General features: G+C 63.1%; 12 protein-coding genes. All 12 read right to left on the reverse strand.

Annotated elements, in window-relative coordinates:
* Nucleotides 1-28 precede the first annotated feature (28 nt).
* The 12 genes from EGJ68_RS15160 to EGJ68_RS15215 all read right to left on the reverse strand — a co-directional run bounded on the left by EGJ68_RS15160 (nucleotide 29) and on the right by EGJ68_RS15215 (nucleotide 12,767).
* Nucleotides 29-1,231, reverse strand: coding sequence for an acetyl-CoA C-acyltransferase (locus EGJ68_RS15160; RefSeq protein ID WP_123035413.1), 1,203 nt, complete (start codon nucleotides 1,229-1,231; stop codon nucleotides 29-31).
* Between the two features lie 507 nt (nucleotides 1,232-1,738).
* Entirely contained in the window at nucleotides 1,739-2,530 is a 792-nt protein-coding gene (locus tag EGJ68_RS15165; RefSeq protein ID WP_123035414.1) for an SDR family oxidoreductase, read from the reverse strand.
* A gap of 26 nt (nucleotides 2,531-2,556) precedes the next feature.
* Nucleotides 2,557-3,747: an acyl-CoA dehydrogenase family protein gene (locus EGJ68_RS15170; protein WP_123035415.1), complete on the reverse strand. Its 1,191-nt coding sequence runs from the start codon at nucleotides 3,745-3,747 to the stop codon at nucleotides 2,557-2,559.
* Nucleotides 3,744-4,910, reverse strand: coding sequence for an acyl-CoA dehydrogenase family protein (locus tag EGJ68_RS15175; RefSeq protein WP_123035416.1), 1,167 nt, complete (start codon nucleotides 4,908-4,910; stop codon nucleotides 3,744-3,746). Before EGJ68_RS15175 ends, EGJ68_RS15170 begins: the two co-directional genes overlap by 4 nt.
* A 10-nt stretch (nucleotides 4,911-4,920) precedes the next feature.
* Nucleotides 4,921-5,808, reverse strand: coding sequence for an SDR family oxidoreductase (locus EGJ68_RS15180; protein WP_123035417.1), 888 nt, complete (start codon nucleotides 5,806-5,808; stop codon nucleotides 4,921-4,923).
* A gap of 1 nt (nucleotide 5,809) precedes the next feature.
* Entirely contained in the window at nucleotides 5,810-6,958 is a 1,149-nt protein-coding gene (locus tag EGJ68_RS15185; RefSeq protein WP_123035418.1) for an acetyl-CoA C-acetyltransferase, read from the reverse strand.
* A 21-nt stretch (nucleotides 6,959-6,979) separates the two neighbouring features.
* Entirely contained in the window at nucleotides 6,980-8,026 is a 1,047-nt protein-coding gene (locus tag EGJ68_RS15190; protein WP_123035419.1) for an acyl-CoA dehydrogenase family protein, read from the reverse strand.
* A gap of 2 nt (nucleotides 8,027-8,028) precedes the next feature.
* Nucleotides 8,029-9,192 carry an acyl-CoA dehydrogenase family protein gene (locus tag EGJ68_RS15195; RefSeq protein WP_123035420.1) on the reverse strand — a complete coding sequence of 388 codons (1,164 nt, stop codon included), beginning with the start codon at nucleotides 9,190-9,192 and terminating at the stop codon, nucleotides 8,029-8,031.
* Nucleotides 9,193-9,207: 15 nt separating this feature from the next.
* Nucleotides 9,208-9,960 (reverse strand): enoyl-CoA hydratase family protein, encoded by a 753-nt coding sequence (locus EGJ68_RS15200; RefSeq protein ID WP_123035421.1) that lies wholly within the window; start codon nucleotides 9,958-9,960, stop codon nucleotides 9,208-9,210.
* A gap of 27 nt (nucleotides 9,961-9,987) precedes the next feature.
* Entirely contained in the window at nucleotides 9,988-11,061 is a 1,074-nt protein-coding gene (locus EGJ68_RS15205) for an NAD(P)H-dependent flavin oxidoreductase (RefSeq protein WP_123035422.1), read from the reverse strand.
* Between the two features lie 8 nt (nucleotides 11,062-11,069).
* Nucleotides 11,070-11,873 carry a CoA-transferase subunit beta gene (locus tag EGJ68_RS15210; RefSeq protein ID WP_123035423.1) on the reverse strand — a complete coding sequence of 268 codons (804 nt, stop codon included), beginning with the start codon at nucleotides 11,871-11,873 and terminating at the stop codon, nucleotides 11,070-11,072.
* Nucleotides 11,874-11,894: 21 nt separating this feature from the next.
* Nucleotides 11,895-12,767: a CoA transferase subunit A gene (locus EGJ68_RS15215; RefSeq protein ID WP_123035424.1), complete on the reverse strand. Its 873-nt coding sequence runs from the start codon at nucleotides 12,765-12,767 to the stop codon at nucleotides 11,895-11,897.
* Nucleotides 12,768-12,770: the final 3 nt, after the last annotated feature.

The raw sequence follows: 12,770 nt of genomic DNA on the forward strand, positions 1-12,770 counted from the left end.
CTGGATTGTAGCACAGGCCCGGCGCCGATCAGGCGACCTCAAACAGCCCGGCTGCGCCCATGCCACCGCCGATACACATGGTGATCACCACGTATTTCACACCGCGACGTTTCCCTTCGATCAGGGCATGGCCGACCATGCGGGCACCGCTCATGCCAAAGGGGTGACCAATGGAAATGGCGCCACCGTTGACATTGAGCCGGTCGTTATCGATGCCGAGCTTGTCGCGGCAATACAGCACCTGACAGGCGAAAGCCTCGTTCAATTCCCAGAGGCCAATATCATCCATCTTCAGGCCGTGACGCTGCAGCAGCTTGGGAATGGCGAACACCGGGCCGATGCCCATTTCGTCCGGGCCGCAGCCGGCCACCGCCAGGCCGCGATAGATACCCAGTGGCTGCAGCCCCTGCTTCGCCGCCAGCGCACCGTCCATCAACACACAGGCTGAGGCGCCATCCGACAGTTGCGAGGCATTGCCCGCCGTGATGAAGCGGCCTTCTTTCACAAATTGGCCATCCTTGAAAACCGGCTCCAGCCCCTGAAGGCTTTCCAGCGTCGTGGAGGGGCGGTTACCTTCATCTTTCTCCAAAGTGACCGCCTCGTAGGTGGTCTCCTTGGTTTCTTTATTGAAGACCGCCTTGGTGGAGGCCATCGGCACGATTTCCGCATCGAACAAGCCGGCCTCCTGCGCCGCTGCGGTACGCATCTGGCTTTGGAACGAGTACTCGTCCTGCGCCTCGCGAGAAACGCCATAGCGCTCAGAGACGATCTCAGCAGTCTCGATCATCTGGATATACGCCTGGGGCGAAACCTCCAGCACGGTTTTCGACACGTTGCGGTAGCTGTTCTTGTGCTTGTTCTGCACCAGCGAGATGGACTCCAGCCCACCCGCCACGGCAACATCGTACTCGTTGCACATGATGGCCTTGGCGGCTGTGGCTATGGTCATCAACCCGGAGGAACACTGCCGGTCCATGGTCATGCCCGCTGTCGTATCCGGCAGACCGCCGGCAACACCGCAGAGCCGGCCCAGGTTGTAGGCCTGTGTGCCCTGCTGTGCCGCCGCACCCATGAGGCAGTCATCCACCAAAGCGGGATCAATGCCGGCGCGCGCAACCGCCGCGCGTACGACGTGGCCGCCCAGTGCGGGGGCTTCGGTGTCATTGAAAGCGCCGCGGAAGGCTTTGCCGATCGGGGTTCTGGCGGTGCTGACGATAACTGCGTCTCTCATGGTTAACTCCTTTGATTCGGTTGTTAGTGCTGGGTTGTTGTTTTGGGTTTGGGGATTGTACTGCTACTGGGGGGGTGTGCCTCAATCCGGAGTGGCTGCGGTGACAAAACGCTTCGTGAACCCGTTCGTGGGGGGGGGTGCCTCAATCCGGAGCGGCTACGGGGTTGCCCCTGACAAAACACGCCGTGAACCCATCCATGAGGGCTTCGCGCTCGCATCCATGCGAGCGAGAGTTTTGTCAGGGGCAACCCCGCATCCACTCCTCGCTCACGGAAGTGTTCAGGGTGAGCACGCACGAATAAACTCAAAGCAATACCACACTAACGAACTGGCAAAATCGGTAGGAGGCTGCGGGCGGGCGCGCCGGGCGGGACCGTAGCAAACATGGATGTTTGCTTCGAGCCTACAGGGACGTATTCACGGCGAGTCCCGGCCGGCGCGCCCGCTCACAGCCTCCGGCACGCCCCGCCATAAACAGGCAGCACGCCACACCCACACCCGCCCCCATCAAGCCCGCTGACTGGAGCAGGAAACAATCTCCCCGGTCATATACCCCGAATAATCCGAGGCCAGGAACATCATCACATTCGCCACCTCCCACACCTCGGCGGCACGCCCAAAAGCCTCCTTCGCCGCCAGTTCTTCCAGTAACTCCATCGGCGTGGTCTTCTTCAGGAACTCGTGAAAGGCAATGGAAGGCGACACAGCATTGATGCGCACACCGTGATCCGCCGCCTCGAGCGCGGCACAGCGCGTCAGCGCCATCACACCCGCCTTGGCCGCCGCATAGTGGCACTGTTCCTTCTGCGCGCGCCAGCCCAGCACGGAGGCGTTGTTGACGATGACGCCTGCGCCGCGCGGCTGCATCTTGCGCAGCATGGCTCGAGTCATGCGCATGGTGCCGGTGAGGGTAATATCCAGCACGCGGTTCCATTCGTCGTCGGGCATATCGACAAGCAGGCGCGTACCCCCCAGTCCGGCGTTATTGATCAACACGTCTACGCCGTCCATGGTCGCCTCCGCGTAATCCACCAGGGCCTGCACATCGCTCTCATCGGTCACATTGGCCAATTTGCCGTACACCGCCTCAAGGCCGGTGTCCGCTTTCAGCTGCTCGACCGCCTTGGCCAGCCGACCCTCGTGGATGTCGCTGATCATAACGGCCCGGGCGCCCTCCTCGGCCGCCCGGGTGGCGGCCGCGAAACCGATGCCGGCACCGGCCGCGGCGGTAATCAGAACGGACTTGCCCGCCAGCAGGTTGTGCCCGGCGACGTAGGGTGGTGGTTCTTTCAATGCCATGCTGTGTTTCTCCTGTAGCCCGCGCGCTAGCCGCGGGGTTCGCGGGGCATGCCGAGTGCGCGCTCGGCGATGATGTTGCGCTGGATCTGGTTGGTGCCGCCGTAAATGGTGTCGGCGCGCGTGAACAGGTACATGGACTGCAGCCGGCTCAGACCGTAGGGCGCCTCGGGAACAATCTCGCTTTCTGCGCCCAGCACATCCATGGCCAGCTTGCCCAGGTTGCGGTGCCAGCTGGACCAGTACAGTTTGTAGATCATGGCCTCTTTCTGCAGGCTGCCGTCGTCACCGCCGCCGGAGAGCATGCGCATGCTGTTGAAGCGCATGATGCGCAGCCCGATGTGAGCCTCGGCAATCCGCTGGCGCAATGCCGGGTCACATGCAGCGCCGTTGGCTTTGGCAACACGCACGATCTCGTCCAACTCGTTCTGGAACAGCATCTGTTGGCCCAGGGTAGAGACGCCGCGCTCGAAGCCCAACAGCCCCATGGCGACTTTCCAACCCTCGCCTGGCGCACCGACGATGTCATCGGCATCGCACACCGCATCATCGAAGAACACTTCGTTGAACTCACTGGTGCCGGTAAGCTGCTCGATCGGGCGCACAGTTACACCAGGCTGGTCCATAGCGACGAGGAAGAAGCCCAGCCCTTTGTGCGCACTGGAGTCGGGGTCAGTGCGGGCAATCACGAACACGTACTGAGATTCGTGCGCCAGCGACGTCCACACTTTCTGCCCGCTGATCTGCCACTGCCCAGTGCCTTCATCGAAACGGGCACGGGTTTTGACGTTGGCGAGGTCGGAGCCTGCCGAGGGCTCGGAGTAACCCTGGCACCAGAATTCGCGGCCTGCACGAATACCCGGGAGGTAGTGCTCGCGCTGTGCCGCATTGCCGAAAGCGATCAGCGTGGGGCCCATCAGGGTTTCGCCGATGTGCCCCATGCGGCCGGGGCCGCCGGCGCGTGCGTATTCTTCGTTGAAAATAACCTGCTGTTCAACACTCGCCGCGCGGCCGCCGTATTGCTTGGGCCAGCCAATGCAGGTCCAGCCGCCTTCGGCCAGTTTCTGCTCCCAGGCTTTGCGCTCCTCGACGAAGGAATGCTCATCCCCCGGGCCACCGCGAAAGCGGATGGGCTCGAATTCGCCACAGAGGTTGTCTGCCAGCCAGTTGGCGACTTCTTCGCGGAACAGTTCGTCTTCCGGACTGAAACTCAGTTTCATGCCTCACCTCCATCCAGCAGCTGTTGCGCAAGCCGCTCCCGGTGCCAGGCCGTATCGCCCAGCAGGGTTTCAGCCGATTTGGCGCGTTTGAAATACAGTTGTATGTCGTATTCCGAGGTAATACCCACGCCACCGTGCAATTGAATGCCGCAGCCCGTATTGAAAAACGCCGCTTCGGAACAGTAGGCTTTGGCGATGCTCGCCGCTTCCGCGAGCCCGCTGCCCAGCGGGCCGCCCGCCAGCGCCTCATCGGCGATGCAGGCCGCGTAATAAGCTGCCGAGCGCGCCGCCTCCACCTTGAGCATCATGTCGGCGGCCTTGTGCTTGATCGCCTGATAGGACGCAATGGTGCGGCCGAACTGCACGCGCTCGGTGGTGTAGGCCACGGAGCTGTCCAGCGCCTGCTGCGCCACCCCGACCTGCTCGGCCGCCAGCGCGATGGCGGCGAGGTCCAGCGTTTTTGCCAGGGCCGGCCAGGCCTGCCCGGCCTCGCCCATGCAGGCGCTGCGCTCAACCTGCACGTTCTCCAACACGATGCGAGCCTGCTTGCGGGTCTGGTCCATGGTGGGCAACCACTCCCGGCTGATGCCCGCGGTGCTTGCGGGCAAAACGAACAGGCTGACGCCCTCGGTCCCCACACTGCCCGGTGCGCGGGCGGCTAGCACCAGAATGTCCGCGGTATGGCCATCGAGTACGTAGCGATACTCCCCGTCGAGCACGAAACCGTCGCCTTCGCTGCGACAGGTTGCCTGAATGGCCGCCGCATCAGGCCGGCTGCCAGGCGCCATGAAGGCCAGCGTGGCGGTTTTACCGGCGGCAATATCACCCAGATACGCCGTTTGCTGCGCCTCGTTGCCCGCCACCAGCAACGCGTTGACGGCAAAGCCGACTGTCGAGAGGAACGGTGCGCAGAGCAGGGTACGACCCATTTGCTCCTGCATGGCCGCCAGCTCGACAAAGCCCAGGCCCAGGCCACCAAACGCCTCGGGGATATGCAGCGCGGGCCACATCAACTCTTCGCTGATCTGCTGCCAGAGCGCATCGCTGTAGCCACGCTCCGTTGCCATCGCCTCGCGCACGGCGGCCGCGGTGGACACCTCGGCCAAAAATGCCTCGGCGGTGTCGCGGATCATTTGCTGTTCTTCGGTAAAACGAAATTCCATGCGCCCTGCCTCAGGTGCCGTAGACTTTTTGCGCCGGCACTTCGCGCGCCAGCAACTGCTGCACTGCACCGGCCACTTCCGCCGGCTGCCAGCGATCGCCCTTGTCCACCGGCTCGGTGGTACGCCAGCCATCGGCGATGGATATCCGCCCTCCCTCAGCCTCGAATACACGACCTGTGACCGCTGCTGACTCGGCGGAGACCAGGTAAGCAAACAGCGAGGAGACGTTCTCCGGTGCCCAGTAGTCAAAACTGCCGTCCTCGGGCTTGGCCATGCGCTGCGCCATTTCTTCCACGGCGGTGGTCATGCCAGTACGCGCGGCGGGCGCCACGGCATTGGCCGTCACGCCGTAGCGTGCCAGCTCGGCCGCCTGGTTCAAGGTAAGGGCTGCGATGCCGGCCTTGGCGGCGGCGTAGTTCGATTGGCCAATGGAGCCCTGCAGTCCTGCACCGGAGGTCGTGTTGATGATGCGTGCATCCACCGCCACACCTTCCTTGGACTGGCCGCGCCAGTAGTGCACCGCGTGGGAGCTGATACAGAAATGCCCTTTGAGGTGCACCGCCATGATGGTGTCCCACTCCGCTTCCGTCATGGAGGCGAACATGCGGTCACGGTTAACGCCGGCATTATTGATGACCGCGTGCAGGTCGCCGAAGGCATCTATGGCCTGCTTGACCGCGTTCAGGCTGTCGTCGTAATGGGTGATGTCCGAGGTGTTCACCACGGCTTCACCGCCGGCCTTACGGATGTCGTCCACCACCGCCTGCGCCGCCACTTCGTTGATATCGTTGACAATGACTCTGGCGCCCTCACTGGCAAGCACCCGTGCGTGCGCTGCCCCCAGGCCGCCACCTGCACCGGTGATGATTACCACGCGCCCTTCACATATTCCGCTCATATCACAACCTCTCGATAATGGTGACGTTCGCCTGACCACCGCCTTCGCACATGGTTTGCAGGCCGTAGCGACCACCGCTGCGCTCCAGTTCGTGCAGCAGGGTGGTCATCAATTTCGTGCCGGTAGCACCCAGTGGGTGTCCCAGGGCAATCGCGCCGCCGTTGACATTGGTCTTGGCCGGGTCGTAGTCGGTATCTTTCAGCCAGGCCATCGCCACCGAGGCGAAAGCTTCGTTGATTTCCACCAGGTCGATATCCGCCAGCCGCATACCGGCGCGCTTCAGTGCGTACTCGGTCGCAGGAATGGGTGCCGTCAACATCCAGATGGGGTCCGCCGCGCGCACGCTCATGTGCGCGATGCGTGCCCGCGGTGTGAGGTTGTAGCGCTTGAGAGCCGCCTCCGAGACAATCAACATGGCTGACGAGGCATCACAGGTCTGGCTGGACACAGCCGCCGTGATGGTGCCGCCCTCCTGCAATGGCTGCAGTTCCGCCATTTTCTCCATGGTGGTCTGGCGCGGTGTCTCGTCCATCTCCACACCGGCGAGGGGCGCGATCTCCCGGGCGAAGCGCCCTTCACTGATCGCCTGTAGCGCTCGCGTATGGGACTGCAGCGCAAAGGCCTCCATGTCGCTGCGGCTGAACCCCCATTTGTCTGCGATCATCTGCGCAGAATTGAACTGCGACACCGGCACCGTGCCATAGCGCGCCACCCAGCCTTCGCTACCGGAAAAGGGGTCGGAGAAACCCAGAGGCTCGGCGGCCAGCATGGCCGAGGAAATGGGGATCTGCGTCATGGTCTGCACGCCGCCGGCAATCACCACATCGTTGACCCCGGCCATGATCGCCTGGGCAGCAAAATGCACCGCCTGCTGTGACGAGCCGCACTGACGGTCTATGGTGGTGCCGGGCACGGCCTCATCCAGCCCCGCCGCCAACCAGCAAGTGCGGGCAATGTCGCCCGCCAGCGGGCCGATGGTGTCCACGCAACCGAACATCACGTCATCGTAGTCGGCATCCGGAATGCCGTTGCGCTCCACAAGGGTCTTCAATACGTGGGCACCCAGGTCTGCGCCGTGCACGCCGGCGAGCCCTCCCTTGCGGCGGCCCGTGGGGCTGCGCACTGCATCAACAATATAGGCATCCGCCATGATCTGTGTCCTCGTCTGTATTTATTGGAAGGTGGCGCCGGCGCCCAGCGCCGCGCCGTCCGCAAATATCACCGCCGCCACTTGCTGCTTGTGCCAGCCGGCATCGCCCCAGGTGTTGGCCAGGGCCCACGCCTTCTTCATGAAGATGTGCAGGTCCACCTCCCAGGTGTAGCCCATGGCGCCATGTACCTGAATACTGTTCTTGGCCGCCAGATTGGCCGCTTCGCACGCCATCAGCTTGGCCTGCGCCACCGCCAGGGCAGCACCTGCGGCGTCTTCGGCCACGGCATACGCCGCGCGGTGGACCGGCGCCTTGGCGTATTCCAGCCGCACGGCCACATTGGCCATGTGGTGCTTCACGGCCTGGAATGAACCGATAGCCTTGCCGAATTGTTTGCGCTCGGCGGTGTACTGTACCGACAGATCTATCATGCGCTGCGCCAGGCCCAGTGCCTGGGCCGCACATCCCAGCGCACCGCGATTCAGGCTGGCCGAGCGCAGCGCGCTGGCCCGCTCGCCATCGGCGATCGGCGCGGCTCCCGCTGGCACCGTCACCGTATACAGGCGGCGGCCGGGGTCGATACTCTCGCTGCGCTCGCAACTGAACTGCCCCTGCTCCAGCGCAAACCACTGTCCCTCGCGCTCGAGCAACAGGAGGTCGGCGACATGCGCGTCTTCCACCATCAGGTTCTGTTCGACCGCAGCAATGATGCGCGCCTCACCCGTTGCAGCCAGGGGCAACCAGCGCGCCGCCAGTTCACCGCCGATGTCCTGCAACAGGGGCACGGCGACCAGCGCGTGATTGACCAGGGGTTCGGCAAGCGCCACATAGCCGCATTCCTGGGCCAGCAATACAAAGTCCACGGCGTCCATGCCGAGGCCACCGTGCTCTTCGGGCACCGTGATCCCGGTGAGGCCGAGTTCGGCGAACTGCTGCCAGAGTGCAGGGTCGCGGCCCGTGTCTGTTTCCCAACCGGCGCGCAGCCGCTCGGGGGAGATTTCGTTGACCAGAAAGCCGCGGACGGAATCCTGAAACAGCAATTGGTCTTCGCTGAAAGTGAAATCCATGATTACCTCGGCATCCCGAGCATACGCTCGGCAATAATGTTGCGTTGAATCTCGTTGGTCCCGGCGTAGATGGGCCCTGACTGCGAGAACAGCCAACCGTCCAGCCAGGTGCCAACACCCTCCGCAGCCGGCGCATGCGGCAGCAGTTCGGCGCGCGCGCCGAGAATGCTCATGGCGGTAGCGTGCATGTTCTGATCCAGCTCTGACCAGAAAATCTTGTTGGTGGAGGACTCCGCGCCGATCTTGCCGCCCTGACTCAGGCGACAGGCGGTTTGGTAGGTGCTCAGGCAATAACTCTCGGCATCCAGGTAGGCGCGCATGACCGCGTCGCGGATCTGTGGGTCGTGACTGGCGCTCGCTTCATTGGCGCGGTACAGCTCCACCAGGCGACGCGCGGTTTCCTGGAAGCGCGCCGGTGAGCGCAGCATCAGCCCGCGTTCGAAGCCGGCGGTGGCCATGGCCACCGCCCAGCCGGCACCGTCGTCACCCAGGCGATTGCTGACATCCACCTCCACATTGTCGAAGAAGATTTCGGCAAAGCCCGGCAGACCATCCAGTTGCGGAATGGGGCGCACGGTAATACCCGGGGTATTCAGGGGCACCAGGATGAAGGTCAGCCCGCGATGGCGTTCCGAGTCCGGGTCGGTACGGAACATGCCGAACAACCAGTCAGCCCACACGGCGCGCGTCGACCAGGTTTTCTGGCCGTTGATAATGTACTTGTCGCCCTGAAGCTGTGCCGTGGAGCGAATGGCCGCCATGTCGGAACCGGCGCCGGGTTCAGACCAGCCCTGTGCCCAGACGTCACGCCCTTCCGCCATGGCCGGCAGAAAGCGGGCTTTCTGCTCTTCGGTGCCGTACTCCATCAAGGTGGGACCGAGCAGAAAAATACCGTTCTGGTTCACCCGCAGCGGCGCCTTGGCGCGGTAGTACTCTTCCTCGAATATCAGCCACTCAATGAGGTCACAACCACGCCCGCCCAGTGCTTCCGGCCAGGTGACCATCCCCCAGCGACCCTGGTTCAGGGTGGCTTCCCACTCGCGGTGCTGCTGAAAGCCTTCCTCGGTGTCGAAGGTCTGCAGCGTTTGCGCGGGCACATTGGCTTGCAGCCAGGAGCGAATCTCGGCGCGAAAGGCCTGTTGCTGTTCAGTAAATGCCAGTTGCATGTGTTAGTCCTGCGTTCAGAATTTGGCGTCGCGTTTTTCGATAAAGGCATCACGGGACTCCTGGGAGTCGCCCACGGTGTAGGCCTCCAGCGTGAATCCCTGTTCCCAGCGGTATTTGTCTTCGAGGTTGCCGTCTTCGATACCGGTGAGGGCCTCCTTGGCCAGCTTGACCATGGCCGGGGATTTGCTGGCGATACTGGCGGCAATCGCGCGCGCCGTGGGCAACAACTCCTCGCGGCTGACAACCTTCTCGATGGCGCCCAGCCGGTAGGCTTCCTGCGCATCGATGAATTCACCGGTGAAGTACATGTAGCGCACTTTCTGCACCGGGAACATGCGCTGCAGATGCGCACCGCCGCCCATGGCGCCGCGGTCGATTTCGGGCACACCAAAGCGCGCGCAGTCAGATGCGACCAGAATGTCGGCGGCGCCCGCCATGCCGATACCGCCCCCGAGCACAAAGCCGTGCAGGGCGATGATGACCGGCTTGGGGTTGCGGTGGATGGCACGGAAGGTTTCGTAGTTGCCCTTGTTCACATCGACAATCCGCGTTGATTCGGCGGCGAGTTCCTTGATGTCTACGCCGGCGCAGAAGCCACGGCCCTCGGCGGCGATCAAAATGACCCGCACGGCGTCGTCGCGGCCCAGCGCGTCGATTTCATCGGCGATGGCAAACCAGCCGGCGCTGTCGAAAGCGTTTACGGGCGGCTTGTCGAGGATCATCTCGGCGATGCCGTCCTCGATGGTGGTGCGAAAGGGTTTACTCATGGTTGTTCTACCTGTCGGTGCAGTGAATTACGGGTTGACGGCGGCACGCGCGGCGAGGGCCTGCAAGCGGCTTTCGGCTTCCTCAACGATGGACTGGATCAGCTCCTCGCAGGTGAGCAGGGTGTCGATCACCCCGGCCACCTGGCCGCTGGGCAACACCCCGCGCGCCGGCTGCCCATCGACCATGGCCTTCTGGATGATCATCGGGGCATTAGCAGACATGATCGCCTGCGCGGCGGTCATGTCGTCACTGCGGCTCATGGCAATGGCGGACTTGAGCAGGCCGACCACACTGGCGCCGGTGTACTTGCGAAAGGCCAGGCCGTTGCGCATGGCAATGATCAGCTTGCGCAGCTTGGAAGCACGCTCCAGCTCCGTCAGCAGTTCGTTCATGATCATGCGCTGCGGCATACCGTCCATGGCGCGCGAAACAATGATGTCCGCCGGATTCTTGCAATCCAGGTAGCGCTGTTTGGTAGCGTCCGGCACCGGCGACTCCCGGGTCAGCAGGAAACGCGTGCCCATGGCGACCCCGTCGGCGCCCCAGGCAAGCGCGGCAACCAGCCCGCGACCGTCCTTGAACCCCCCTGCCGCGACTACCGGCACCTGGGTGCCCACTGCATCCACCACCTGCGGTATCAGCAGCGTGGTCGGCACCGCACCGGTGTGGCCTCCACCCTCGCCACCCTGCACCGTGACTGCGTCAGCCCCCAGCTCCACCGCTTTCACGGCATGTTTGGGCAAACCCACCGTCGGCATGCAGATCACGCCAGCATCCTTCAGCTTGCGAATCATCTCCGGGCCCGGTGAGCGAGAATAGCTCACCGCACGCACACCGTGGCGGATTACCATGTCGATGATGTCTGCCGCATTGGGCTGGTACATGTGAAAGTTGACGCCGAAGGGGCGATCAGTCAGCGCTTTAACCTGCAGGATGTCGCGCTCCATCTCCTCGGGCGGGATGGTTGCGCCGGCGAGAAAACCGAAGCCGCCGGCGTTGCAGCTGCCGGCGACCAGCCGCGGATCCGCCACCCAGCCCATCGCGGTTTGCACGATGGGGTAGCGGCAGCCGAGCAGTTCTGTCAGTCGTGTTGTCAGCATAGTGAGCCTCAGGCCCGGATACCGGGCGGGTTGTCGGCAATTTGCGCGGCGCGCTGGTTGTGCGGGTCAAGGCCGGCAATGATCGCCAGTTGTTCGTCAGTCGGCGCTGGCGTGGTCGGCACATCCGCCGGCACCGCAATCGGGTAACCGGTGTTGTCCTGCACTTCCTCCAGCGTAACCCCCGGGTGCAGGGAGAGCAGGCGAATCTGATGCTCCGGGCCACCAAAATCCATCACACACAGGTTGGTCACGACACGGCGGATATCGACATCGTCCAGCGAACGACCGCGCGGCAACCGGGCGGGGTTATAACCGATGGAGGAGACAAAATCACACTCGCCGTCCATGAAGATCCGGGTGTTGTGGCCGGGCACGAAGAAGCTGTTGGCGTGGCAAATCGAGTTGCCGGGGAAACCGCGTGCGCCGAGCATCATCACTTTGGGCTGCTGGTAGGTGCCCCCCAGCGCCGAGGTGTTGGTCTGGCCAAAGCGGTCGATCTGGGTGGGGCCCAGCATCGCGTGACGCTTGCCGCTCCACACATTGTCGAAGATACGCGAAAAGCCCATCCAGGTTTCGTTGGCCTGCTGAAAATCAGCGGGGCGCTTGCCAATGGGGTTGGGCTCGCTGAGCAGGAAGGCCTCCGAATCCGTCATCATCAGGTCCGGGTTGAAGGTTTTCATGGCGAGGCTGGCGGCCAGTCGCGGTATGACCCCAATGCCGGTTGCCAGTACTTCACCGTCGTGACGAAAGGCCTCGGCGGCGGCAACAATGCACAGCTCGGCGAGGGTGTAGTCGGTTGCTACAGTTGACATGCAGTAATCTCCCTGGGCGTATCAGTAGGTGGGCAACGCAATGGCGCGGATGGCGTCGAGCCCACCCACATTGCGCTGGTATTCGGCCTCGTCGGCCCCCAGGTATTTCTCCAGGTAACCCGCAATGCCACCGTCTTTGGCCGAGGCGTTGTAGGCCTTGAAATGCGCTACATCAAAGCCGTACAGCGGGTTGCAGGACGTCGGGTGGGCGCCGCCAGGAATTTCCACGATGGCACTGGTCGCAGCGCGCTCCCAGAACACCTCCCGCGCCCGCGCCGGATCGGCAAAAAACGACGTATCAACCAGTTCATCACAGGATACGATGGTGTTTTTCGCCGCGCGCGCAAACCAGTCGTCAAGGTAGTGGTCAGGACCCGCGATCTGGCACACACCACGAAAATCCGCGCGGTCCACGTGAATCAGGGACACATCGAGGTTCAGTGCCGGCATGGCCACCCACTCCTTGTCGTCGTAGGGGCTGTCGATCAGTTTGATATCCGGATTCTGGTTGATGACATCGGTACCCAGGCCGACCGCGGTGGGGATGAAAGGCAGCCCCCAGGCAGCGGCTCGCAGGCCCAGCAACATCATCCCTTCATCGACTTCCATAACCTCGATGGCACCGCTCTGCCGCGCCTGGCGGAAGTAAGGTTCCAACGGAATGAAATCCAGTGAAACAAACGCAAACACCAGTTTCTTGACCTTGCCCGCGGCACAGAGCATGCCCACATCAGCACCGCCATAAGCGACCACCGTGAGGTCTTTCACATCCGAGCGGAGGATTTCGCGCACCAGTGCCATTGGCTTGCGCCGCGGGCCCCAGCCACCAATCCCCACGGTCATTCCGTCTTCGATTTGTGCCACCGCATCGCGGGCACTGAGCCGTTTATCCATGTT

Source organism: Haliea alexandrii (assembly GCF_003719295.1).
Lineage (GTDB): Bacteria > Pseudomonadota > Gammaproteobacteria > Pseudomonadales > Halieaceae > Haliea > Haliea alexandrii.

Excerpts from the sequence above, each read along its gene's own strand:
- EGJ68_RS15210 (WP_123035423.1), bottom strand. The coding sequence starts at position 11,873 with ATGTCAACTGTAGCAACCGACTACACCCTCGCCGAGCTGTGCATTGTT.
- EGJ68_RS15215 (WP_123035424.1), bottom strand. The coding sequence starts at position 12,767 with ATGGATAAACGGCTCAGTGCCCGCGATGCGGTGGCACAAATCGAAGAC.
- EGJ68_RS15175 (WP_123035416.1), bottom strand. The coding sequence starts at position 4,910 with ATGGAATTTCGTTTTACCGAAGAACAGCAAATGATCCGCGACACCGCC.
- EGJ68_RS15160 (WP_123035413.1), bottom strand. The coding sequence starts at position 1,231 with ATGAGAGACGCAGTTATCGTCAGCACCGCCAGAACCCCGATCGGCAAA.
- EGJ68_RS15205 (WP_123035422.1), bottom strand. The coding sequence starts at position 11,061 with ATGCTGACAACACGACTGACAGAACTGCTCGGCTGCCGCTACCCCATC.
- EGJ68_RS15195 (WP_123035420.1), bottom strand. The coding sequence starts at position 9,192 with ATGCAACTGGCATTTACTGAACAGCAACAGGCCTTTCGCGCCGAGATT.
- EGJ68_RS15165 (WP_123035414.1), bottom strand. The coding sequence starts at position 2,530 with ATGGCATTGAAAGAACCACCACCCTACGTCGCCGGGCACAACCTGCTG.
- EGJ68_RS15180 (WP_123035417.1), bottom strand. The coding sequence starts at position 5,808 with ATGAGCGGAATATGTGAAGGGCGCGTGGTAATCATCACCGGTGCAGGT.
- EGJ68_RS15185 (WP_123035418.1), bottom strand. The coding sequence starts at position 6,958 with ATGGCGGATGCCTATATTGTTGATGCAGTGCGCAGCCCCACGGGCCGC.
- EGJ68_RS15200 (WP_123035421.1), bottom strand. The coding sequence starts at position 9,960 with ATGAGTAAACCCTTTCGCACCACCATCGAGGACGGCATCGCCGAGATG.
- EGJ68_RS15190 (WP_123035419.1), bottom strand. The coding sequence starts at position 8,026 with ATGGATTTCACTTTCAGCGAAGACCAATTGCTGTTTCAGGATTCCGTC.
- EGJ68_RS15170 (WP_123035415.1), bottom strand. The coding sequence starts at position 3,747 with ATGAAACTGAGTTTCAGTCCGGAAGACGAACTGTTCCGCGAAGAAGTC.